This is a genomic window from Streptomyces sp. R35 (genome assembly GCF_041053035.1).
Lineage (GTDB): Bacteria > Actinomycetota > Actinomycetes > Streptomycetales > Streptomycetaceae > Streptomyces > Streptomyces lutosisoli.
This window is the reverse complement of sequence record NZ_CP163440.1, coordinates 9,583,185-9,604,939: the sequence shown is the minus strand read 5'-3', so window position 1 is coordinate 9,604,939 and position 21,755 is coordinate 9,583,185. Positions and strand designations below refer to the sequence as shown.

Below are 21,755 nucleotides of genomic sequence, written 5' to 3'. Positions count from 1 at the left end.
AACCCGTCAGGCGTAGAACCGCGACAGACTCTGCAGGACGGCGGCGGGCTTCTGGCCGCCGTCGATCTCTACCGTCCCGTCGACGGCGATCTGCACCCCGCCGGGCACGTCCTCGACGGAGGCGAGCTTCGCGACCAGCCGGATCCGGGAGCCGGCCTTCACCGGGGAGGGGAAACGCACCTTGTTCAGGCCGTAGTTGACCTTCGTCGACACGCCCTCGACGTCCAGCAGTTCGGTGAAGAGCGGGATGAAGAGGGAGAGGGTCAGATAGCCGTGCGCGATGGGCGCGCCGAAGGGGCCCTCGGCCGCCTTCTCCGGGTCGACGTGGATCCACTGGTGGTCGCCGGTGGCGTCGGCGAAGGTGTTGATGCGTTCCTGGGTGATCTCGATCCACTCGCTGGTGCCGAGGTCGCTGCCCGCGAGCTTCTTGAGTTCGTCGAGGCCGTTCACGGTGATGCTCATATGTGCTTCCCTGTCGAGGAGTTGGTGGTGCCGTACCGCGTACGGACACGGGCTTTGAGGAGCTTTCCGGAGGCGGTGCGCGGGAGTTCGTCCGCGATGACGACCGACTTCGGGATCTTGTACTTGGCGAGGCGTCCGGCGAGCGACGCGAGGACGGCGTCCGGGTCCAGGTCGATCCCCTCGCGGGCGACGACGACCGCGCGCGGCACCTCGCCCCACTTGTCGTCGGCGACACCGATGACCGCGCACTCGACGATGTCGGGGTGGCCGAGGAGCAGGTCCTCGATCTCGGCGGGGTAGATGTTCTCGCCGCCCGAGATGATCATGTCCTTGATGCGGTCGACGATGAAGACATAGCCGTCCTCGTCGATCCGGGCGGCGTCTCCGCTGCGGAACCAGCCGTCGGTGAAGACGGCGGCCGTCTCGTCGGGCAGGCCCCAGTAGCCGGGCATGACGTGCGGGCCGCGGACGACCACCTCGCCCGTCTCCCCGACGTCGGCCGGCGTGAAGTCGGGCCGTACGACCCGGACATCGCTGAAGAAGTGCGGCACGCCCGCCGAACCCGCCTTGCTCTCGGCGTGTTCCGCGTCCAGGAAGAGGGTGCCGGGTGCGGCCTCGGTCATGCCGTAGCCCTGGAGGAAGGTGAGGCCGCGCTCCTGGTAGGCGGCGATCAGCGGGGTCGGCACCGGCGAGCCGCCGCAGGTGAGGATGCGCAGCGAGGACAGGTCGGCGTCGGCCCAGCGCGGATGCCGGGCCACCTGGTCGAACATGGTCGGCACGCCGAACATGAAGGTGATCCGGTGCCGTTCGATCAGGTCGAGGGTGGCCGCCGGGTCGAAGGACTCGACCAGGACGCAGGTGCCGCCCTTGAGCAGTACCGGCAGGGTGAGCATGTTCAGCCCGGCCGTGTGGAACAACGGGGCGGAGACCAGGGCGCGTTCGTCGGCGATCAGGTCGTGGTCGACGAGGACGTTCACCGCGTTCCAGGTCAGATTGCCGTGGGTGAGCATGGCGCCCTTGGGGCGGCCCGTCGTGCCCGAGGTGTACATGATGATGCAGGTGTCGTCGGCGGTGACGGGCTGGTCGACCGGCTCGTCGGTGGCCCCGGCGATCAACTCCTCGTAGCGCTCGCCCACTTCGAGGAACGTACGGACGTCGGTGTGGCCCGGCAGCCCCGCGACCAGCCCGGCGAGCGACGGTGCGTACACCAGGACCTTGGCGCCCGAATCGCCCAGCTGGTAGGCAATCTCGGGTCCGGCGAGCCGGGGGTTGAGCGGTACGAACACCGCGCCCAGGGCACCCGCGGCGAAGAGGGTTTCGAGGTACGCGGGGTGGTTGGGGCCGAGATAGGCGATCCGGTCGCCGCGGCGCAGGCCCAGGGCGCGCAGGGCCTGCGCGAGCCGGGTCGTGCGCGTGTACAGCTCGGCGTAGCTGACGCCGCGGTCGCCGTGGATCAGGGCGGTGCGGTGCGGGGTCTTGCGGGCCCGGCGTGCGGGCCATGACCCCAGTCCCTCATTGCGCATCTGTCTGCCCCTGTCCGTCGTCGCACATGGGATGGCACATGGGGTGGCCCCTTACGGTGTGCTCAGCCCGAGCAGTCGGGCGGCGTTCTCCTTGAGGATCTTCGGCTTGACCTCGTCCTTGATCGGCAGCTTCTCGAAGTCGGCGAGCCAGCGGTCGGGGGTGAGGACGGGGAAGTCGGAGCCGAACAGGACCTTGTCCTTCAGCAGCGTGTTGGCGTACTGCACCAGCTGCGGCGGGAAGTACTTCGGCGACCAGCCGGACAGGTCGATGTGCACGCCCGGCTTGTGTGTGGCCACCGCGAGCGCCTCGTCCTGCCAGGGGAAGGACGGATGCGCCAGGATGATCTTCAGATGCGGGAAGTCGGCGGCCACGTCGTCCACGTGCAGCGGGTTCGAGTACTTGAGCCGGATCCCGCCTCCGCCGGGCACTCCGGCGCCGATCCCCGTCTGCCCGGTGTGGAAGAGGGCGATCGTGCCGGTCTCCTCGATCACCTCGTAGAGCTCGTACGCCACCGAGCGGTCGTTGGGGAAGAAGCCCTGGATGCTGGGGTGGAACTTGAACCCCTTCACCCCGTACTCCTCGACCAGCCGGCGGGCCTGCTTGACCCCCGCCCTGCCGCGGAAGGGGTCGATGGAGGCGAAGGGGATCAGCACGTCCGCGTTGGCGGCGGCCGCCTCCGCGACCTCTTCGTTGGGGACGGGCGCGGTGCCGGTGGCGGACTCGGCGTCCACCGTGAAGATCACGGCGGCCATCTTCCGCTCGCGGTAGTAGGCGGCCGTCTCCTCCAGGGTCGGCTTCCGCTTGCCCTCGACCTTGAAGTAGGCGCTGGAGGCGGCGTGCAGATCGTCGTCGAGCGAGGAGTGGCCCTTCGACGACACCTCGGCATGGGTGTGGACGTCGATCGCGACCAGTTCGTTCAGGTCCATCACGCCTCCGGCAGCTTCGGCGCGGGGATCCCGACGGTCTGCGGCTCGGCGCCGACAGAGGTGGCCCAGGCGTCGGCCAGGGTGTCCGGGGTCCAGCCGCCGTCCGCGTACGCCGCCTTGATCTCCTGCGGATGCGACCAGAGTGCCACCTTGTCGCCGCCGATGCCGATGGCCTGGCCGGTGACGCCGCGGGCGGCCTCGGAGGCGAGGAAGGGGACGAGGGCGGCGCAGTCCTCGGGGGTGCCGAAGCCCTCGCCCTTGCGGAGGAAGTCGGGCAGCGGCGCGCCCTTCCGCATGGCCTCGATGTAGGGCGCGAACGCCGGGATGGTCTCGGTCATCGCGGTCGCGGCGACCGGCACGATCGCGTTCACGGTGATGCCCGCACGGCCCAGCTCCATCGACCAGGTACGGGCCATGGCGGCGATGCCCGCCTTCGCGGCGGCGTAGTTCGTCTGGCCGAAGTTTCCGCGCTGCCCGGCCGGCGAGCCGACCAGGATCAGGCTGCCGCCCTCGCCCTGCTCGCGCATGCGCACGGCGGCGGCGCGGGCGCAGGTGAAGGTGCCCTTGAGGTGGGTGGTGATCACCGCGTCGAAGTCCTCGTCGGTCATCTTCCACAGGACCTTGTCGCGCAGGATGCCCGCGTTGGTCACCAGGATGTCGAGCCGTCCGTACTCCTCCACGGCACGGTTGACCAGGCGGTCGGCGGCCTCGCTGGTGCCGACCGGGACCACCTCGGCCACGGCGGTGCCGCCCGCCTCGGTGATCGCCTTGACGGCCTGCTCGGCGACGGCCTCGTCCACGTCGTTGACGACCACGGAGGCGCCGGCGGCGGCGAGAGCGTGCGCGTAGGCCAGGCCGAGGCCACGGCCCGAGCCGGTGACGACGGCGACCTTGCCGGTGAGATCGATGCTGGGCACGACGGTGTCCCTTCGGGAAACAGATGCAGAAGCAGATGCGGCTACGAGATCGAAGCTAAGGACAATAATTGTTGACGTCAATAGTTGTTGCCGTTCGACTTGTGCGCCATGCTGTTCCCGTACGGACGTCACGCGGTACGAACGTCACGCCGTACCGGAGAAGCACGCAGGACCGCCCCGCCCGGGGCCACGACCAGGGAGTCCGCCATCGCCCGCCAGCCGCACGCCGCCACCCCCGCCTCCATCGACGCGCAGGAGCCGTGGATGCGCGGGCTGCACGCGGACACCGGATATCTCCTGTACCGGCTGGGTCTGCGCTCGGGTCAGTTGTTCAACACGTTTCTGCAGGAGTCGGGGCTGCGCCTGCGCCACTACGCGCTGCTGCGCTTCCTGGCCACCTCCGAGGGCGCGCTCCAACGGGAGCTGAGCACCCGGCTCGGCTATGACCCGAGCGCGATCGTCGGCCTGGTCGACGACCTGGAGAAGCTCGGTTTCGCCGAGCGCCGCCCCTCGCCGGACGACCGCCGCAGCCGGATCGTCGTCCTGACGCAGGACGGCCGGTCCTTCCTGCGCGACACCGACGAAGCGGGCCTGCGCGTCACCAACGATCTGCTCCAGCCCCTCGACCCCGCCGAGCGCGAGACCCTGCACGGGCTCCTGCAACGGATCGCCGAGACCGAACTCGACTCATGACCACCCTGTCCGCACCCGACCGTCTGCTCGCCGTGCTCGCCGCCTTCGACCACGAGCACCCGGCGCTGTGCCTGACGGACATCAGCCGCCGGGCCGGGCTCACCCTCACCACGGCCCACCGGCTGGCCGGCGCCCTCACCGAGTGGGGCGCGCTGGAGCGGGACGAAGAGGGCCTCTACCACGTGGGCCTGCGCCTCTGGGAGATCGCGGCACTCGCCCCACGCGGCCTGGCACTGCGGCAGATCGCGCTCCCGTACCTGGAGGACCTGTACGAAGCCACGCACGAGAACGTGCAGCTTGCCGTCCGCGACGGCTCCGAGGTCGTCTACATCGAGTGGATCTCCGGGCGCTCCGCGGTCGGCGTCCGCATCCAGGTGGGCGCCCGCTGGCCGCTGCACGCCACCGGCGTGGGGCTCGCGCTGCTCGCCCACGGCGACCCGGCGTTCCAGGACGCGTACTGCGACCGCCCGCTCGCCTCCTTCACCCCGCACACCGTCACGGATCCGGCCCGGCTGCGCCGCCTGCTCGCCGAAGTACGGCGCACGGGAGTGGCGGTGAGCAGCCGTCAGGTCACCGATGACGCCCTGTCGGTGGCCGCTCCGGTGCGCGGAACGGGCGGGACGGTCATCGCTGCCGTCTCGGTCGTGGTGCCCCAAGTCGACGCACAGATACCGGCGTTGATCCCCGCGGTACGGCTGGCGGCGCGCGGGATATCGCGGGCGCTGGGGTGGCAGCCGCAGACCCCGGTCACGCCGGGCTCGTAGGGCGTCGGATGCCTTTCAGAGTCTCCTCGTAAGGCATCGGACACGTTGTAGAGCTTGCCCGTAGGGCATCGGACACCTTGGGGAGCTTGCTCGCAGGGCGCCGGTATATCCCTCTCACCGGTGAGGACTTCGCCGTGGCCCAGTCGGGATACTGGGACGGCCCTTGCCCCGAGGAGCCGCACATGTCCGCCCAGTCCTGGTTCACGCCCGCCGTCTCGCGCTGGCGGGCGGTCGTCTCACGTGCACGGACGACCCATCCGTACGTCGTCGACACCGCGCTCGCCGCGCTCGTCCTGTTCGCCGCCTCACTGCAGTGGATGTTCCCCGACGAGGGCGACGACCGGCTGTCGTGGCAGGGGTTCCTGCTGGCGGTCGGCACGGCGATGCCGCTGGTGTGGCGGCGGCGGGCGCCCTTCCTGTCCGCCTGCGCGGTGTCGGTGTTCACGCCCGCCATGGCGCTCTACCACGCGCCGCCGCCGAACGTCGCCTACGGCGGACTGGTCGCGCTCTACACCGTGGCCGCGCTGTGCCCGCCCGCGCAGCGCCGCGTCATGCTGGTGGGCTGGCTGGTCGGTGCCGCGCTGACGATGATGGCCAAGGAGCACGCCCAGCCCTTCGAGTACGCCTTCCATCTGACGAGCTACCTCGGCGCGTACGCGCTCGGGATCCTCACCCGTGTCCAGAGCGCGTACACCGCCGCGCTGGAGGACCGGGCCCGCCGCCTGGAGCGGGAGCGCGCCTCCGACACGGCGCGGGCGACGGCGCAGGAACGGGCCCGGATCGCCCGGGACATGCACGACATCCTGGCCCACGCGGTGAGCCTGATGGTGGTGCAGGCCGAGGCCGGTCCCGTGGTGGTCCGCAGCGATCCGGAACGCGCCGAGGCGGCCTTCGACGCGATCGCGACGAGCGGACGCGACGCGATGAGACAGCTGCGACGCATCCTCGGAGTACTCAAGGAGGAGCAGGCGAACGGGACTTCGTCCCGGCTGCCGCAGCCCGGCATCGCCGCGCTCGCCGAACTCGTCGGCCAGGTGGCGCAGTCCACCGGACTGCGCGTGGACCTGCGCACGACCGGCACGCCCCGCCCGCTGCCCCCGGACACCGAGGTTGCCGCCTACCGGGTGGTCCAGGAGGCCCTCACCAACACCGTGAAGCATGCGTACGCTTCCTCGGCACGGGTCGAACTGGAGTGGACGGAGGACGCGTTGACGCTCACGGTGACGGACGACGGGCGGGGGCCGGTGCGTTCACCGGGCGACCCGGGAGCGGTGGCCGCGCCCGGCGGTCACGGGCTCATCGGCATCCGCGAGCGGGCCGCCGCCTGCGGAGGCAGCGCGCGGTCCGGTCGCGGTCCGGGCGGCGGCTTCCAGGTCGCCGTACGCCTCCCGGCAGCCGCCGACCGGCAGGCGGCCCTGGGGTGAGCATCCGCGTCGTGGTCGCCGACGACCAGGAGCTGGTCCGCAGCGGCTTCAGCATGATCCTCGAAGCACAGCAGGACATCGAGGTGGTCGCGGAAGCAGGGGACGGCATCGAAGCCGTGGCCGCGGTACGGCGGCACACACCCGACGTCCTGCTGCTGGACATCCGCATGCCGCACATGGACGGCCTGGAGGCGGCCCGCCTGGTGTGCGCGGAGTCCGGCTGCAAGGTCGTCATGCTGACCACGTTCGACCTCGACGAGTACGTGTACGAGGCGCTGTACGCGGGAGCGAGCGGCTTTCTGCTCAAGGACGTCCGCCGGGACGACCTGGTGCACGCGGTCCGTGTCGTCGCGGCGGGCGACTCGCTTCTCGCACCCTCGGTGACCCGCCGCCTGGTCGCCGACATGATCCGGCGCCGCCGCGCCGAGGCCGCCCCGGAACCCGCGCCGGCCCGCCTCGCTGCCCTCACCGCCCGCGAGGAGGAGACCCTGCGGCTGCTCGCCCGCGGTCTGTCCAACGCGGAGATCGCGACGACGCTCTTCGTGAGCGAACACACCGTCAAAACCCATGTCAGCAACGTGCTGAGCAAGCTGGGACTGCGGGACCGGGTGCAGGCGGTCATCTGCGCGTACGAGACAGGGCTCGTCACACCCGGCTCCCCCTAGCGAGTGAGTCACGGGGACGCCTCCCCCGTACGACGGAGTCCCCGAAACCGCTCCCCCCGGCGATCCGGTGGCCCCCCGCCCGGCACGACGCTGAGTGGCGATGTCACCGACCGCCCCAATCGCCGGGAGGCGTACCGTGCTCGCCACGATCTCCCGGGCGGCGACCCGCCGCCCGCTCACTGTCATCCTCGTCTGGCTGCTCATGCTGCTGATCGGCTTCGGCCTCGGCACGGGTGTCTTCGGGCGGCTCGTCGACTCGGTGCCCGATGTCCCGGGCACCGAGTCGGAGCGGGCCGCCGCCTACCTCGACCGCGTCGACCCGGACGGTGAGTCGATCACCGCCGTCGTCGCGGGCACCTCGGTCTCCGACCCCGGCCTGCGGTCCCAAGTGGAGCGCACCGTGGCCGACTTGCGTACGGTCGCGGGTGTCGCCGACGTGCCCGACCCGTACACCACCCACGGCCTCACCTCCGAGGACGGCAAGGCCCTCGTCATTCCGGTGTCGCTCAAGGGCGGCATGAAGGACGAGGACGAGAAGAAGGCCGTGGACACGGCTGCCGAACACATCCGGCGGATCGACGCGCCCGAAGTCCACGTCAGTGGCGGCGTGTTGCTCGGACAGCAGATGTCCGGCCGTGCCCAGGAGGACGTACAGCGGGCCGAGTTGATCTCGCTGCCGGTGGTCCTGGCGCTGCTGCTCGTCGTCTTCGGCGGGCTGCGGACCGCCGGGCTGCCGCTGCTGATCGCGATCAGCGGAGTCGCGGGCGCGTTCCTGGCGCTCTTCGCCTTCAGCCAGTTCACCGACATCTCGGTGTACGCGATCCAGGTCACCTCCATGCTCGGGCTCGGACTCGCCGTGGACTACGCGCTGTTGATGGTGGTCCGCTTCCGCGAGGAGCGGCGGCACACCGACGACGTCATCGAGGCCGTACACCGCACCGTCGCCGGCGCCGGGCGAACCGTCCTGTTCTCCGGACTCACCGTGGCGGTCAGCCTCACCGGGCTGCTGGTGTTCCCCAGCCCGTTCCTGCGCAGCATGGGTCTGGCCGTGGCCGCCGTGGTCGTCGTCGACATGCTCGCCGCGGTCACTCTGCTGCCGGCGCTGCTGGCACGCTTCGGAGCGCGTATCGCACCGGCCCGCGCACGTCGCGAGGACGCCGGTTCCAAGGCCGGTTCCAGGTTCGGTTCCAAGGCCGGCTCCAGGTTCGGCTTCACGTCCGGCGCCGACCCCGAGACCGAAGGCCGCTTCTTCGCCCGCCTCGCCCGCTTCGCCATCCGCCGCCCCGTCGTCGTCCTGGCCACCCTCGTCCCGGCCCTGCTCGTCCTCGCGCTGCCCGTCGCGGGCATGAAGATCAGCATCGGAGACGCGAAGCAACTGCCCTCCACCTCCGAGGCACGGCAGTTGTACGACACCGTGGACGCCCACTTCCCGCCCGGCACCGGAGTCTCGCCGGTGACCGTGGTGGTGCGCCCCGGCGCCGCCCCGGACACCGTGGCCCGGATCCGCGCCCTCTCGGACATCAGCGACTCCCGCGCCCTTCCCGGCGGCGCCACCCTGGTGCACCTCCAGCCGACCGGCAGCGTCGACGGCAAGGCGGCGACCGACCTGGTCGAGCGCGTACGAGAGGTACGCGGGAACGAGCCCGTCGAGGTCACCGGTGTCGCGGCCCGGCTGGTCGACTTCCGGGAGATGCTCGCCGAGCGGGCGCCCTGGGCGGCCGTCATCGTTCTCGTCGGTATTCTCGCGCTGCTCTTCGCCTTCACCGGCTCGGTGCTGATCCCGCTGCGGACGATCGCGACCACGCTGCTCAGCCTGGGCGCCGCGCTGGGTGCGGTGGTCTGGGTCTTCCAGGACGGCCATCTGGCCGGGGCGCTGGGCGCCGAAGGCCTCGGCTCGCTCAGCCTGACGGCTCCGCCGCTGATCATCGCGATCGCCTTCGGACTCGCCATGGACTACGAGCTGTTCATCCTCGCCCGGATGCGCGAGACCTGGCTGAAGACCGGCGACCACCACGAGGCCGTCGTGACCGGCCTGCGCCGCTCCGGGCGTGTGGTCAGCTGCGCCGCGCTGCTCCTCGCGATCGTCTTCGGCGCGTTCATGACCGGCGGGTTCTCCCCCATCCTGCAGATCGGCCTCGGGCTGACCCTGGCCGTCCTGATCGACGCGACCGTCGTCCGGATGCTCCTCGTACCGGCGACGATGGCGCTGCTCGGGAAGCGTGCGTGGTGGGCGCCGGGGGCGCTGCGGCGGGCGCACGACCGGTTCGGGGTGAGCGAGGAAGCAACGGCCCGGCCCCAGATGACCAGCGTCTGACAAGAAATTTCCTGGAGGCGCCATCCATTTCGCGCTCTCGGACGTATCCCCTTTGGGGGATGGATGCAGGAGGGAAACTTATGGCGATCTTCAGTCACCTCATTCCCGCAAAGCGCCGTGACCACAAGATGGACACGACCTCAAGGCGCGACGACACCAGCGGCAAGCGCCGTCATCGTCGTCACCGCCGCCGTACCAGTGACCATCGTCACTGGTAACCGCACACGGCTGAGTGGGCCGGAGCCGGCAACTCCGGTCCGCTGAGTCCGCGATCTTCCAGGAACCCATGCCATGGCGCGTGTCCCCCGGCGTGTCCTGCGGCGTCTGCTGTCGGTGGGTGAGGATTCCGATGCCGTCGTCGCTGCCGCCCCACCGGTGCCCCTGAGCGGGGTCTTCCGGCGTTTCTGGCCGTATACGCGCGGGGGCAGGCGCTGGCTGGTCGTCCTCCTGTGCTTCAGCCTGATCGGGCCCGTGCTCGACGGGGCCGAGGTCTGGATCTTCAAGATCGTGGTGGACGACGTGCTCGTCCCGCGCGATCTGAGCCCGTTCCCCTGGATCGCGCTCGCCTACCTGGGACTGATCATCGGTTCCGGCGTGCTGGGCTTCGCCGACGACGTGACGTCCACCTGGGTCAGTGAGCGATTCCTGCTGGCTCTGCGGGCGGACGTGTTCCGGCATGTCCAGAGCCTCTCTCTGGGGTTCTTCGAACGACGGCGGCTGGGGGATGTGCTGGCGCGTGTCACGGGCGATGTCGACGCGGTCGAGACGTTCCTCCTGTCGGGCGTGGCGAACGCCCTCTATTACGTGGTCGAGGTGGGCGTCTTCCTCGGCCTGCTCTTCTACCTGCAGTGGGATCTGACCCTCCTCGCGCTCGTCATCGTGCCGCTGTTCTGGAGTGCGGCCCGCCACTTCTCCCGGCTGATCAAGGACGCGTCACGGGAGCGCAGACGCCGGAGCGGTTCGCTCAGCGCGATCGCCGAGGAGTCGCTCGGCAACGTCGCATTGGTGCAGGCGTACAACCGGCAGGGCTGGGAGGAGCGCCGGTTCGAGCGCGAGAGCCTGGGCAAGTTCCGGGCGGCGATGACGTCGGCACGGATCCGCGCCGTCTACGGGCCGATCGTCGAGATCATCGAGGTGACCGGCGCACTGGCCGTCATGGCGCTGGGTACGTGGAAGCTGGCGCAGGGGCAGCTCACGCTGGGCGGCTTGCTGGTCTTCCTCGCGCTGATCAGCAAGCTCTACGGTCCGCTCCGCGACCTGTCCCAGCTCAGCAACACGTTCTACGCGGCGTCCGCCTCCGCCGAGCGGATCATCGAGTTGCTCGACCAGCGCCCCCAGGTCGTCGAGGCCGCCGGAGCACGGCGGCTCGGGCGTGCCCGCGGAGATGTGGAGTTCGAGGGCGTCTCCTTCCGCTATCCGGGCACATCGCGGTGGGCACTCGCAGGCGTGTCGTTCCGAGCGGCGCCCGGCGAGACGCTGGCTCTGGTCGGGGCGAGCGGCGCCGGCAAGTCCACCGTCGCGAAGCTGCAGCTGCGCTTCTACGACCCGGATCAGGGCACGGTCCGCATCGACAGAACCGACCTGAGGGACCTGCGACTGTCCGAGGTGCGGGACAGCGTAGCGGTGGTCCTCCAGGAGACGCTGGTCTTCCACGGCACCGTGGGGGAGAACATCGCCTACGGCCGCCCGGAGGCGACGGAGGCGGACATCGTCGCCGCGGCCCGCGCCGCCGACGCCCACGAGTTCATCCGGCTGCTTCCGGAGGGCTACGACACCGTGGTGGGCCAGCACGGCCGGACGCTGTCCGGTGGGCAGCGCCAGCGCCTCGCGATCGCCCGCGCGATGATCAGGAACGCTCCCGTGCTCCTGCTCGACGAACCGACCACCGGGCTGGACGCCCGGTCGGGTCGACGGATCATGGAACCGCTGCGCCGGCTCATGGCCGGGCGGACCACCATCGTCATCTCGCACAATCTGCTCACCGTGCGCGACGCCACCCGCATCGTCGTGCTCGACCACGGCCGGGTCGTCGAGCGCGGCACACACGAAGACCTGCTGGCGCACGGCGGGACCTACGCCCAGTTGCACCGCCTGCACGCGGTGACCGACCACAGCTCCCTCGCCGCCTCCCCGTCCAACGGGAAGGTGCGGTCATGAGCCGGGCCACCGCATCACCGCCTCCGCCCCTGACACCCGGAACGAAACCCGCGCCGGGCTACGAGATCCTGGCGCACCTGGCGCGGACCGGCTGGCTCGACCTGTACGACGCCTGGAGCGAGGAACGGGACTGCCGGTGCGTCGTCAAGGTCGTCCGCCCCGACCGCAGCCACGAGGAACGACTGCGTGACCGGCTGCTGCGTGAGGGCCGCTGGCTTCGGGCCTTCACCCATCCGCACCTGGTCCGCGCGTACGACACCTTCGAGTTCCCCGAGCCACTCGTCGTACTGGAAACCCTGACCGGTGAGACGCTGTCCCACCTCATCCACCGGTTGCGGCGCCGGCCGGCCGCCCAGGACGTGGCCCTCCTCGGCGTGCACCTGTGCTCCGCGATGCACTACCTCCATGGTCAGGGCCTGCTGCACCTCGACCTCAAGCCGTCCAACGTCGTGGTCGACTGCGGGCACGCCAAGGTGCTCGATCTGAGCGTCGCACGGCCGCCCGGGATCGCTCCCGCGGGCGTCGGCACGTTCTGCTATCTCGCACCCGAGCAGGCGCGCGGCGGGCCGCTGACGGCCGCCGCCGACGCATGGGGCATCGGTGTCACGTTGTACGAGGTCGCCACCGGCGACCTGCCGTACGACTGCGGTGAGACCGTGGACGAGGAGGGGGCAGCGGCTGGAAACGGGAGCGGAGACGACACGACCGGCCGGGACGACTGGTATCCGCAGCTCGAAGAACCTGTCCTGCCGATCGGGTCCCGCCGACGCCTGCCGCGGGACCTCGCCACGGCCATCGACGGCTGCCTGCGGCCCGATCCGGCAGCCCGGCCCACCATCTGGGAGCTCACCGCCGCCTTCGACGCGGCTCTGCCGTGGCAGCGGCGCCATGTGCCACAGGCGTGACGGATCTGTGGGGGCGCGCCGGGGGCCGTAACGTCACCGGTCCGACGGGGGCGCAGCCAGGACCATGTCGCCTCTTCGACGTGCGCGATGGCCAGGACGGTGCAGTCGGCGGAGGTCAGACGAGCGCCGGACAGCGTGGACGGCTCCACCGGTATCGGGACTTCCCAGGAGCCGTAGCCGTCGCGCAGGGAGAAAGTGCCCACGCGCACGGTTGTGCCGTCCGTCCGCTCCAGCAGACAGGTGACCTTCCTGCTGTACGTAGATGCCCGCCATCACCGGGGCACGGCCCTGTTCGCCGAGGACAGCGATGGCGACGCCGAAGACCTGGTGGTATGCGGGTCATTCCGGTCAGGGGATTGCCTGGCGGCGACGGAAGACCGCCTTCCCATTGCCCTCCAGCTCCACCGCCCAATCCATCGGGCCCGGTGGCCCGTACCCCATACGAGCCCTACGAGCCCCTCGCGGGACGCAACGCCTTGGGGGTCACAGATGCCAAGAACAACAGCCCGATACCGGACACGCCTCATGACGGGACTGGCCGCCGGTGTCCTCACGAGCGTGCTCGCCGCCTGCGGCGGCGGGGCTTCGACCGGGAGCGGGACGGGAAGTCACACAACGCCGAAGGCCGGCGGTCAGCCAGGAGTGACCAAGGTCGACGTCACACTGGTCGACTTCCGCATCACGCTGTCGAAGTCGACCTTCACGGCCGGACGCTATGACTTCGTCGCCAACAACAACGGTCACCAAGTGCACGCACTCGAGATCGAAGGCCCCGGCGGTGAGCACCGCACTCGGACCCTCGCGCCGGGTGAGTCCGCGAGCCTCGCTGTGACCCTCAAGCCGGGCACGTACGAGGTGTACTGCCCCGTGGACGGGCACAAGGACCTGGGCATGGAGACGGAGATCACGACGGTTGGTGGCGGCGCGTCACCGAGCAACAGCACGAACAGCGGCGGCGGTTACTGAGCTTGGAGACCCCGGCCGCCGGTACTGCAGCCGAAAATCTGGAGTCACCATGAACCCACCGAGACCACCCTGACAGGACTGGGAGTGTGCTGGCCTGCCGGACAGCTCCTTCAGCCCAAGCAGTCCTTCTCCGCCGCCGGCCGGCGGGTGACGGACTGCTTCGCGAGGTGCGCGCGGAACTCGTAGCAGCCCGTGCTCGTGTGGTTGATGTCCAGGGCGTTGACCTTGGCGACGACGTCCACCTCGGACGGTGACCGCCGCACGCGGACGGACACGGCGACCGGGGCGTCGAACGAGACTTCGCGCCCCTCGTCCGTCTGTTGCAGGGCGAGCGCCCGCTTCAGCTCCGCGTCGGTCAGGGTCCCGTCCGCGACCGCCCGTTCGAGCCGGTGCTCGATCTGCCGGGAGCCGGCGTCGAGTTCGGCCCGCAGGGCGGCCGCCGCCCGGGCCTGTTGCTCGCGCCGGATGCGATCGCAGCCGTCCGGCCCGAGCTTCCTGGTGGTGACGGTGACGGGCTTCTCCCCGGCGCGGAACTCGTAGCAGTCACGGTCCGCCGGGTCGAGCCCCCTGGACAGCAGGGCAAGGGTGATCAGTTGGCCGTGCTTCGTCTCCTGGCCCGTCCGCACGATTCCGCCGGTCTGCCAGACGGAGGCGTTCTGGAAGCCGGTGAGCCCGCCGCGGGTCACGGCCGCGCGCAGTTCCACGACCACGTCCGCGGCGACCGCGGCGGGGTCCCGGTAGCGGGTGGTCGCCGACCGGTCCCGGCAGTGGGCGTCGGACAGTTCGTGGACGGAGACGGGAGGCGGGGAGGAGGCCGGAACGAGGTCGAACCGGTAGCAGCCCGAGGCCGAGCCGCTGTACCAGCCGCCCTCCACGATCGCGAACGACTCGGTCACCGTGACCCGTCGGCCGTGCCGCTGGACCTCGGCCCTGTCCGCCTTCCCGTTGCCGCCGCGCATCGACCGGTCGATCTCGGTCCCGAGCAGGGAACCGTCCGAGGCCGCCTGCGACAACAGGTCCCGGGTCTGTTCCACGGACTCCTTCATCCGCTCCCGCGCCCGGCCATCGGCTCGTCCGGACGCCGTACTGAGCCGCCACATCCCGAACAGCACCAGGACCAGGGCGGTCATCAGCACGGCCAGACAGCCGTTCAGCACGCATCCCCCGCGTCTCGCCATGCCCGCAGGGTGCCCGCCCCGCGCCCCGCCGACGGGACCCGTGTCCGACACGTGATCGAACGGGGCCCCGCCCGAGACAGCCGGCTCAGCCGGGCAGCGCGGCAAGCAACCGCCGGTCCCGAGGCGCCGCCCCGCGGTCGAGGCGGGCGTCGAGGAGCCGCCGGGCCGCGTCGCAACGCCCCGCCGCGACAAGGGCGTAGAGCAGGGTCTCCTCCACGACTTCGCGCTGGGCCGCGCTGCCGCCGACCTTGCGGAGCACCGGCAGGAGTGCGTCGAGGCCGCGGGCGGCTTCCTGGAAGCGTTCCTCGACGAGGGCGGCGAAGGCCTCGCAGAGCGGGACGATGACCTCGCGCTGTACGGGGTCGGCGCCCGCGGCGTGGTCGCGCAGCCGGCGCAGGGCCGCGAGATCCCCGGCGGCGGCGAGGGCGACCGCCGCGTGCAGCGCGGTGAACGCGGTGGCGGGCCGCTCCACGACCTCGCGCGCGACCGAGCCGAGGACGTCCGCCGCGGGCACCTGCCCCCGCCAGCTGTCGCTCAGCCGGGCCCGCCACAGCAGCGACCCCGAGTCCACCAGGGCCCGCACCCCGCTCACCCTCCCGGGCCCGAGCTGCGCGAACCACCGCTTGCGTACGGCGGCGGGGTCGTCCAGGGCGAGTTCGTGCAGCGCGATGTGCCAGGAGAAGTGCGCCCGGTGGACGGCGCCCCGGCCCTGCCCGGACACCCACGCGTCGAGCCAGTCGCGGCCCGCCTCATGGGCGCCGGACTCGTAGTGGACGTGGGCGAGTGCGTGCACGGCGTGTCCGGAGGCGGGCTCGGCGGCCAGCGCGCGATGGGCCAGTTCGGCGGCCTCGTGGAAGCGGCCCTGTTCCTGGCGCAGGAAGGCGAGGAGCGAGGTGTGGAACCAGTGCCCGTCGTACGCGGGCGAGGTGCCCTCGACCAGGCGCAGCGCATAGCTGTTGTCCAGGTCGTTGATGCCGGAGAAGGCGATGGTGGGCACGGCGGTGGCGAGCGCGAGCGCGTCGGCGGGGTGCGCGTCGAGGTGCCCGAGCAGGGCGCCGGCACCCGCGTCCGCCGAATCGCCGTGCACACGGCGCGTGACGACGTCCACGAAGGAGCGCTCGCGCTCGTCGGCCCGTTCGCGCGCGGAGCGCTGCGCGTCGGCGAGGGCCCTCGGTACGTCGACGGAGGCGCCGCACTCATGACCGAGCAGGGCGAGCGCGGCGTGCCCGAGCGCGAAGCCGGGGTCGAGGGCGACCGCGCGCCCGAAGGCGTCCTCGGCTCCGGACCTGACCTTGAGGACGCGGTCGAGTCCGGTGCGGTAGGCGGCGGCCGCCTCGGCGTGGGTGGACAGCGCGAGGCCGTGCGCGTCGACGGGCCGGCGGGGCGCACGGCGGGTCGTGCGCGCGGGCCGGGCGAGCGGTTCGAGCAACTCCTGGGCGAGCGCCGCCGCTTGGACCCGGATCTCCGGGACGGCCGTGGTCTCCCACAGCTCGCCGCGGCGCGGGGCCCCGAGCGTGAACAGCGGGCGCTCGGCGCGGCCCTCGGCGTCGAGGAGCCGGCCGTCGCGGGTGGCGACGCCCATGCCGAGGGGGCCGGGCACCGCGGCACCCGCGTCGAACAGCGAGCGCCACAGGGGGTCTTCGGGGCGCGGCCCGGGTCCGGTGCAGTCGATGACCCAGCCGGCCCGTATCTCCCGGCCGTCGGACAGCGCGACCGTCAGCGAGCCGTCGTCCTGGACGGCGGCGTCGGTCACGGCCCCCGCGTGCACCTTGAGTCGGCGGGCCGTACGGGCACGGGACACGGACTCGGCCGTCGCGGGCGCCATCCGATGACGGTGGGTGTTCCACAGCGCGCCCTCCCGCTCCAGGAACGCGGCCCGCTCCTGCGGGGTGAGGCTGTGCCACAGCCGCGCGGTGTGCGGACGCAGACTGTCGAGCGCGGGCCGCCAGTCGCCGTGGGTGCGGACGGCCCGGCCGATGTGCCGGTAGACGGTCCTGCGCAGCGCGGTCAGCGACGGCGCGTCGAGCCCGTCGGGGGCGGCCATCGCCGCGGCGGGGCTGAGCGCGTGCGGCTGCGGCAGCAGGCCGCCCCGGGAGACGGCGTGCACGGTGCGCCCGGGCCGGTCGAGGCTGAGCGCCAGGTCGACCGCCGTGAGCCCCGTGCCGACGAGCAGCACATCGGCGGTGTCGGCGAGCGGACCGTCGAGGGCGCCGGACGCCCAGGGGGACCGTATGAAGCGCGCGGACGTACGCAGCCCCTGTGGGGCCCAGTCGCCCCGCGCGGCGGCCGGCCCGGTGGCGAGCACCGCGCTGTCGGCCGTCAGGTGTCCCCCGTCGGCGAGTTGGAGCTCCACCCCGCCGTCGGGGGTGCCGGTACAGCTCTCCGCCCGCGTCCGCAGCCGGCGTACGGCGACCGTGCCGTGCGCGCGGACGATGGCCTGGGCCAGCGTGTCGGCGAGGTAGGCGCCGTACCGGTACCGGGTGGCGAAGTCGGCGCCCTTGACGGTGGGTTCGCCGTGCCGGCAGAGCCAGCGGGTGAAGTGTCCGGGGTCGTCCGGGTAGCAACTCATGCCGCTCGCGGGCACGTTGAGCCGATGCCGTGGGTCGGGCGTGGCGTACGCGGTGCCGCGTCCGGCCTCCGGCGCCGGGTCGACCAGGACGAGGTCGAGGGACACCCGGCGGCGCGCGGCCGTCTCGCACAGCTGGACCGCCGTCAGCGCGCCGGCGGCGCCCGCTCCGACGATGGCCACGGTGTGCCGCTTGCGGGCTGGAATCACGAATACCTCCGGCGGGGGTCTGCTGCGGGACCAGTAAGCGGATCTCCTTGTTCACTATTCCGACCGGAGAGGTGGGGAAAGGCGGGCGGGACGGAGATCTCACCGGAAACTCAGGGCGCCGGTCGGCTGTTCATACTCTGTTCACAAACCGGGGCGGCCCGGCAACCGTGGTTTCAGGACGTCTCACAGCGTCTCTTCACAGGAATCTCAGGTGGGGCCCCACGGATTCAAAGGATCAACCCATGAAAGTGGCACAAGATGCACCCCCAGTGGTGGTGATCTAAGAAAGGCGTGCCGTGGGCGTCCCTGAGATATCGAACCGGTCCGAGCAGAGCGCGAACCGGTCCGGCCGGCCCGCGTGGTCGCGGCGCGGGATCCTCGCCGTCCTCGGCACCGTGCCGGCGGTGGCCCTGACGGGTTGCAGCGGCTCCGCCGACGCCTCGGAGGGGCCGAACGCGTCGGAGGGGCCGAACGCGTCGGCGAAGGCCGCCGCGAGCACCAAGGCCAAGACGCCGACCGTCAGCGTCACCCCCGCCGACGGCACGAAGAAGGCCGATTTCAGCAGCCCGGTCGAGGTGACCGTGGCGAACGGCACCCTGTCGACCGTCAAGGTCACCGGGAACGACGGTTCCACCCTGGCCGGGTCCTTCAACGACGCCCGTACGAAATGGACCTCCACCAAGAATCCGTACTCCGGCACCAAATACACGGTCACAGCGAAGCCACAGGGTGCCGACGCGCACACCGCGAGCTTCGTCACGAAGTCGCCCGGCGAGACCTTCGTGGGCTACTTCACCCCCGAGGCGAACTCGACCTCCGGTGTCGGTATGCCCGTGTCGATCAACTTCACCGAGGCCGTCAAGGACCGCGCCGCCGTGGAGAAGGCGATCACCGTGACGGCGGAGCCCGCGGTCGAGGTGGTCGGCCACTGGTTCAGTGACACCCGGCTCGACTTCCGGCCCGAGGAGTACTGGGCCGCGGGCACGAAGATCACACTGAGCCTGCGCCTGAAGGACGTCGAGGGCACGGACGGCGTCTACGGCACGCAGTCCAAGGACGTCGTCTTCCACATCGGCCGCCGCCAGGTCAGCACGGTCGACCTGGCGAAGAAGACGATGACGGTCGAGCGCAGCGGCTCGACCCTCGCCACCTACCCGGTGAGCGGCGGCGCCGCCGACCACACCACCTGGTCCGGGATCATGGTGATCAGCGAGCGGTTCAAGCAGACCCGGATGGAGTCCTCGACGGTCGGTCTCGGCGACGAGTACGACATCTCGGACGTCCCGCACGCCCAGCGCCTGACCACCTCCGGCACCTTCATCCACGGCAACTACTGGGCCTCGACCTCGGTCTTCGGAAGCACCAACACCAGTCATGGCTGCGTCGGTCTGCACGACGCGAAGGGCGCGAACGACAGCTCCGTGGCGGGCTACAAGTTCTACAACAGCTCGATGCTCGGTGACGTGGTGGTCGTCAAGAACTCGGGCGAGAAGACCGTCGAGGCGTCCAACGGCCTCAACGGGTGGAACCTGTCATGGGCGGACTGGACGGCGGGGAGCGCTCTCTAGCGGCACATCCCGGGAAGTCCTTCCTTCACATCGTGAACTCCCTTCTACGGAAGGGAGTTTCTTTGCTTTACCTCTTGACGACCGGAGTGACAGAGAGCACATTGGCCGCGCAGCTGCCTTTGAGAGCGCTCTCAACAACACCCGCGCACCCCACTCCGTACCCAAAGAGGCACTCATGCGTGAAACTTCCGGCACACCTGTCAGACGCGGCTCCCTGAAACGCGTGCTCATCGCCATGCTCAGCACGCTCAGCCTGGCCGCGGCCGCCGCGACCGTCGCCACTCTCCCCGCGAACGCGTCCGCCCCCACACCCCCGGCCGGCTGGTCCCAGGTCTTCCTCGACGACTTCAACGGGGCCGCCGGAACCGGCGTGAGCACCACCAACTGGCAGTACGACACCGGGACTTCCTACCCGGGCGGCGCCGCCAACTGGGGCACCGGCGAGGTCGAGACGATGACCTCCAGCACCAACAACGTGGCGCTCGACGGCAGCGGCAACCTGCTGATCACCCCGCGACGCGACTCCGCGGGCAACTGGACCTCGGGCCGCATCGAGACCAACCGCACCGACTTCCAGCCGCCCGCCGGCGGCAAACTCCGTGTCGAGTCGCGGATCCAGATGCCGAACGTGACCGGCGCCGCCGCCAAGGGCTACTGGCCCGCGTTCTGGATGCTGGGCGCGCCCTACCGCGGCAACTACCAGAACTGGCCGAGCGTCGGCGAGCTGGACATCATGGAGAACGTCCAGGGCCTCAACACCGACTGGGCCACCGTGCACTGCGGCACCAACCCGGGCGGCCCCTGCAACGAGACATCGGGCATCGGCGGCAACACGCCCTGCGCCGGCACTACCTGTCAGGCCGGCTTCCACACGTACGCGATGGAGTGGGACAAGTCGACGAGCCCCGAGGAGATCCGCTTCTACCTCGACGGCGTCAACTTCCATACGGTGAAGGCGAATCAGGTCGACGCGACGACTTGGGCGAACGCCACGAACCACGGCTTCTTCATCATCCTGAACGTGGCGATGGGCGGCGGCTTCCCCGACGCCTTCGGCGGTGGCCCGGACAGCGGCACCGACCCCGGCCACCCGCTGGTCGTGGACTACGTCCAGGTGCTTCAGTCCAGTGGGAGCGGTTCCACGACACCTCCGCCGACCGGCAACCGTGACGCCTACAGCGCGATCCAGGCCGAGTCGTACGACAGCCAGTCGGGCACCAGCACCGAGACCACCACGGACGCCGGCGGCGGCCAGGACATCGGCTCGCTGGCGAACGGCGACTACGCGCTCTACAAGGGCGTCAACTTCGGTTCCACCGCGGCCAAACAGTTCTACGGCCGGGTCGCCAGCGGCGCGGCGGGCGGCGTCAGCGGGCTGGTCGAGGTGCGCCTCGACAGCCGGACGAGCACACCGGTCGGCAGCTTCTCGGTGGCCAACACCGGTGGCTGGCAGTCCTGGAAGACGGTGCCCGCCAACATCAGCTCGGTCACCGGAACCCATGACGTCTATCTGACCTTCACCAGCGGCCAGTCGGCGGACTTCGTGAACGTCAACTGGTTCGACTTCGGTCACTGAGAGGTGAGCTGACCGATGACCCCACACTCCCCGGCCAGGCCGGCCGTGCCACGCTCCGAGGCCAGGCGGCTCGTGACAGCCGTCCTGACCGCCCTCCTCACGGTGCTGGCGCTCGGCCTGGCCGGGGCGGTGCCCGCGAGGGCCGCCGCCGACTACGCCCAGGGCGTCGACGCGACGGGGTCCGGCTCGGTCCGCGTCTGGTTCACACCGAGCACGCCCGCGTCGCTGGTCGACGTGCACTATCTGTCGTCCGGCGCCGGCGGGCAGAACTTCCGGATGACGGAAAGGCGGCCCGCTCTACGACACCCCGCACTTCACCTACACCGTCGGCAGCGGCGGAGGGGTGGCGGCGGGGGCGGCACCGGCAGCTTCCCGATCGCGTTCCAGAACAACACCCGGGGCACGTACACCAACCCGGTCAGCCACACCCCCAACCCCTACGGGCAGCCCCCGCAGCAATAGCCCCAGCAGTAACCGCAGCGGTAGCCGTCAGCACGGCGTCAGAGTTTGGTCAATGCACGGCCAAAAGGCGGTCGAAACCTGTCCCGGCCCGGCTCCGCCGTGATCGCTTTGGTAAACACCAACCGATCACAGCGGGAGCCGGGCCGAACCCATGAGTGACAGTGATCTGGTCGTCGACGACACGCTGTTGGTCAAGACCGCCAAGAGTTTGAAGAAGATCCAGTACGAGTTCGAGCACACCGAGGAACACCAGAACGACCTCAAGGGCGTCTGGGGGTCCGGTGACATCGCGGGCGCCATGGACGACTTCGCCGACAACTGGGACTACCACCGCAAGCAGCTCCTCGAGTCCGTCAAGTCGGTCGGAGAGCTGGCGGAGAAGTGCCATCAGGCCTTCCGCGACCTGGACCAGAAGCTGGCGAAGTCCACCCAGGGCAAGGGCGGCAAGGGCGGCACTGGCAACGGCGGGGGGAAGTAG

18 protein-coding genes are annotated in these 21,755 nt (G+C 70.8%); 12 read left to right on the top strand and 6 right to left on the bottom strand.

The window, feature by feature from the left end; all coding sequences use genetic code 11:
• Positions 1-6: 6 nt before the first annotated feature.
• From AB5J50_RS43110 to AB5J50_RS43095, 4 genes are read right to left on the bottom strand one after another with little or no spacing between them, the layout of a single operon-like run.
• Complete coding sequence (locus tag AB5J50_RS43110; protein WP_369264034.1) at positions 7-462, bottom strand: MaoC family dehydratase; 456 nt, start codon at positions 460-462, stop codon at positions 7-9.
• A complete protein-coding gene (gene menE, locus AB5J50_RS43105; RefSeq protein WP_369264033.1) occupies positions 459-1,985 on the bottom strand; it encodes an o-succinylbenzoate--CoA ligase in 1,527 nt (508 codons plus the stop codon). The genes AB5J50_RS43110 and menE overlap by 4 nt, the downstream gene beginning before the upstream one ends.
• Before the next feature lie 51 nt (positions 1,986-2,036).
• The gene (locus AB5J50_RS43100; RefSeq protein ID WP_369264032.1) at positions 2,037-2,912 is read right to left on the bottom strand and encodes an amidohydrolase family protein; all 876 of its coding nucleotides are present in this window, start codon (positions 2,910-2,912) and stop codon (positions 2,037-2,039) included.
• Positions 2,912-3,829, bottom strand: a complete 918-nt coding sequence (locus AB5J50_RS43095; protein WP_369264031.1) for an SDR family NAD(P)-dependent oxidoreductase — start codon at positions 3,827-3,829, stop codon at positions 2,912-2,914. The genes AB5J50_RS43100 and AB5J50_RS43095 overlap by 1 nt, the downstream gene beginning before the upstream one ends.
• 264 nt (positions 3,830-4,093) lie before the next feature.
• Between AB5J50_RS43095 and AB5J50_RS43090 the strand changes: the two genes are divergently transcribed.
• The 8 genes from AB5J50_RS43090 to AB5J50_RS43055 all read left to right on the top strand — a co-directional run bounded on the left by AB5J50_RS43090 (position 4,094) and on the right by AB5J50_RS43055 (position 13,717).
• Entirely contained in the window at positions 4,094-4,522 is a 429-nt protein-coding gene (locus tag AB5J50_RS43090) for a MarR family winged helix-turn-helix transcriptional regulator (RefSeq protein ID WP_369265669.1), read from the top strand.
• Positions 4,519-5,286 (top strand): IclR family transcriptional regulator, encoded by a 768-nt coding sequence (locus AB5J50_RS43085; protein WP_369264030.1) that lies wholly within the window; start codon positions 4,519-4,521, stop codon positions 5,284-5,286. Before AB5J50_RS43090 ends, AB5J50_RS43085 begins: the two co-directional genes overlap by 4 nt.
• Positions 5,287-5,468: 182 nt before the next feature.
• Complete coding sequence (locus tag AB5J50_RS43080; RefSeq protein ID WP_369264029.1) at positions 5,469-6,710, top strand: sensor histidine kinase; 1,242 nt, start codon at positions 5,469-5,471, stop codon at positions 6,708-6,710.
• Positions 6,707-7,375, top strand: a complete 669-nt coding sequence (locus AB5J50_RS43075) for a response regulator (RefSeq protein ID WP_369264028.1) — start codon at positions 6,707-6,709, stop codon at positions 7,373-7,375. Before AB5J50_RS43080 ends, AB5J50_RS43075 begins: the two co-directional genes overlap by 4 nt.
• Before the next feature lie 136 nt (positions 7,376-7,511).
• Positions 7,512-9,689, top strand: coding sequence for an MMPL family transporter (locus AB5J50_RS43070; protein WP_369264027.1), 2,178 nt, complete (start codon positions 7,512-7,514; stop codon positions 9,687-9,689).
• Positions 9,690-9,980: 291 nt separating this feature from the next.
• Positions 9,981-11,846 carry an ABC transporter ATP-binding protein gene (locus AB5J50_RS43065; RefSeq protein ID WP_369264026.1) on the top strand — a complete coding sequence of 622 codons (1,866 nt, stop codon included), beginning with the start codon at positions 9,981-9,983 and terminating at the stop codon, positions 11,844-11,846.
• On the top strand, positions 11,843-12,751 hold the full coding sequence (locus AB5J50_RS43060; RefSeq protein ID WP_369264025.1) for a serine/threonine-protein kinase: 909 nt from the start codon (positions 11,843-11,845) through the stop codon (positions 12,749-12,751). The genes AB5J50_RS43065 and AB5J50_RS43060 overlap by 4 nt, the downstream gene beginning before the upstream one ends.
• A 525-nt stretch (positions 12,752-13,276) precedes the next feature.
• Complete coding sequence (locus AB5J50_RS43055) at positions 13,277-13,717, top strand: cupredoxin domain-containing protein (protein WP_369264024.1); 441 nt, start codon at positions 13,277-13,279, stop codon at positions 13,715-13,717.
• Between the two features lie 110 nt (positions 13,718-13,827).
• On the opposite strand, the gene AB5J50_RS43050 is transcribed toward AB5J50_RS43055, so the two are convergent.
• Positions 13,828-14,895, bottom strand: coding sequence for a hypothetical protein (locus AB5J50_RS43050; RefSeq protein ID WP_369264023.1), 1,068 nt, complete (start codon positions 14,893-14,895; stop codon positions 13,828-13,830).
• An 85-nt stretch (positions 14,896-14,980) separates the two neighbouring features.
• The gene (locus AB5J50_RS43045) at positions 14,981-17,671 is read right to left on the bottom strand and encodes an FAD/NAD(P)-binding protein (protein ID WP_369264022.1); all 2,691 of its coding nucleotides are present in this window, start codon (positions 17,669-17,671) and stop codon (positions 14,981-14,983) included.
• A 296-nt stretch (positions 17,672-17,967) separates the two neighbouring features.
• Between AB5J50_RS43045 and AB5J50_RS43040 the strand changes: the two genes are divergently transcribed.
• The 4 genes from AB5J50_RS43040 (at position 17,968) to AB5J50_RS43025 (ending at position 21,755) form a co-directional block, all read left to right on the top strand.
• The gene (locus AB5J50_RS43040; protein ID WP_369264021.1) at positions 17,968-19,239 is read left to right on the top strand and encodes an Ig-like domain-containing protein; all 1,272 of its coding nucleotides are present in this window, start codon (positions 17,968-17,970) and stop codon (positions 19,237-19,239) included.
• Positions 19,240-19,414: 175 nt separating this feature from the next.
• Positions 19,415-20,815 carry a glycoside hydrolase family 16 protein gene (locus AB5J50_RS43035; protein ID WP_369264020.1) on the top strand — a complete coding sequence of 467 codons (1,401 nt, stop codon included), beginning with the start codon at positions 19,415-19,417 and terminating at the stop codon, positions 20,813-20,815.
• A 15-nt stretch (positions 20,816-20,830) separates the two neighbouring features.
• A complete protein-coding gene (locus AB5J50_RS43030) occupies positions 20,831-21,277 on the top strand; it encodes a hypothetical protein (RefSeq protein WP_369264019.1) in 447 nt (148 codons plus the stop codon).
• Positions 21,278-21,428: 151 nt separating this feature from the next.
• The gene (locus AB5J50_RS43025; RefSeq protein WP_330308792.1) at positions 21,429-21,755 is read left to right on the top strand and encodes a hypothetical protein; all 327 of its coding nucleotides are present in this window, start codon (positions 21,429-21,431) and stop codon (positions 21,753-21,755) included.

What these genes read in the sequence shown, in the direction of transcription:
- AB5J50_RS43090 (WP_369265669.1), top strand. Translation starts at nt 4,094, where the DNA reads ATGCGCGGGCTGCACGCGGACACCGGATATCTCCTGTACCGGCTGGGT.
- AB5J50_RS43080 (WP_369264029.1), top strand. Translation starts at nt 5,469, where the DNA reads ATGTCCGCCCAGTCCTGGTTCACGCCCGCCGTCTCGCGCTGGCGGGCG.
- AB5J50_RS43085 (WP_369264030.1), top strand. Translation starts at nt 4,519, where the DNA reads ATGACCACCCTGTCCGCACCCGACCGTCTGCTCGCCGTGCTCGCCGCC.
- menE (WP_369264033.1), bottom strand. Translation starts at nt 1,985, where the DNA reads ATGCGCAATGAGGGACTGGGGTCATGGCCCGCACGCCGGGCCCGCAAG.
- AB5J50_RS43030 (WP_369264019.1), top strand. Translation starts at nt 20,831, where the DNA reads ATGACCCCACACTCCCCGGCCAGGCCGGCCGTGCCACGCTCCGAGGCC.
- AB5J50_RS43050 (WP_369264023.1), bottom strand. Translation starts at nt 14,895, where the DNA reads ATGGCGAGACGCGGGGGATGCGTGCTGAACGGCTGTCTGGCCGTGCTG.
- AB5J50_RS43065 (WP_369264026.1), top strand. Translation starts at nt 9,981, where the DNA reads ATGGCGCGTGTCCCCCGGCGTGTCCTGCGGCGTCTGCTGTCGGTGGGT.
- AB5J50_RS43110 (WP_369264034.1), bottom strand. Translation starts at nt 462, where the DNA reads ATGAGCATCACCGTGAACGGCCTCGACGAACTCAAGAAGCTCGCGGGC.
- AB5J50_RS43100 (WP_369264032.1), bottom strand. Translation starts at nt 2,912, where the DNA reads ATGGACCTGAACGAACTGGTCGCGATCGACGTCCACACCCATGCCGAG.
- AB5J50_RS43055 (WP_369264024.1), top strand. Translation starts at nt 13,277, where the DNA reads ATGACGGGACTGGCCGCCGGTGTCCTCACGAGCGTGCTCGCCGCCTGC.
- AB5J50_RS43035 (WP_369264020.1), top strand. Translation starts at nt 19,415, where the DNA reads ATGCGTGAAACTTCCGGCACACCTGTCAGACGCGGCTCCCTGAAACGC.
- AB5J50_RS43060 (WP_369264025.1), top strand. Translation starts at nt 11,843, where the DNA reads ATGAGCCGGGCCACCGCATCACCGCCTCCGCCCCTGACACCCGGAACG.
- AB5J50_RS43025 (WP_330308792.1), top strand. Translation starts at nt 21,429, where the DNA reads ATGAGTGACAGTGATCTGGTCGTCGACGACACGCTGTTGGTCAAGACC.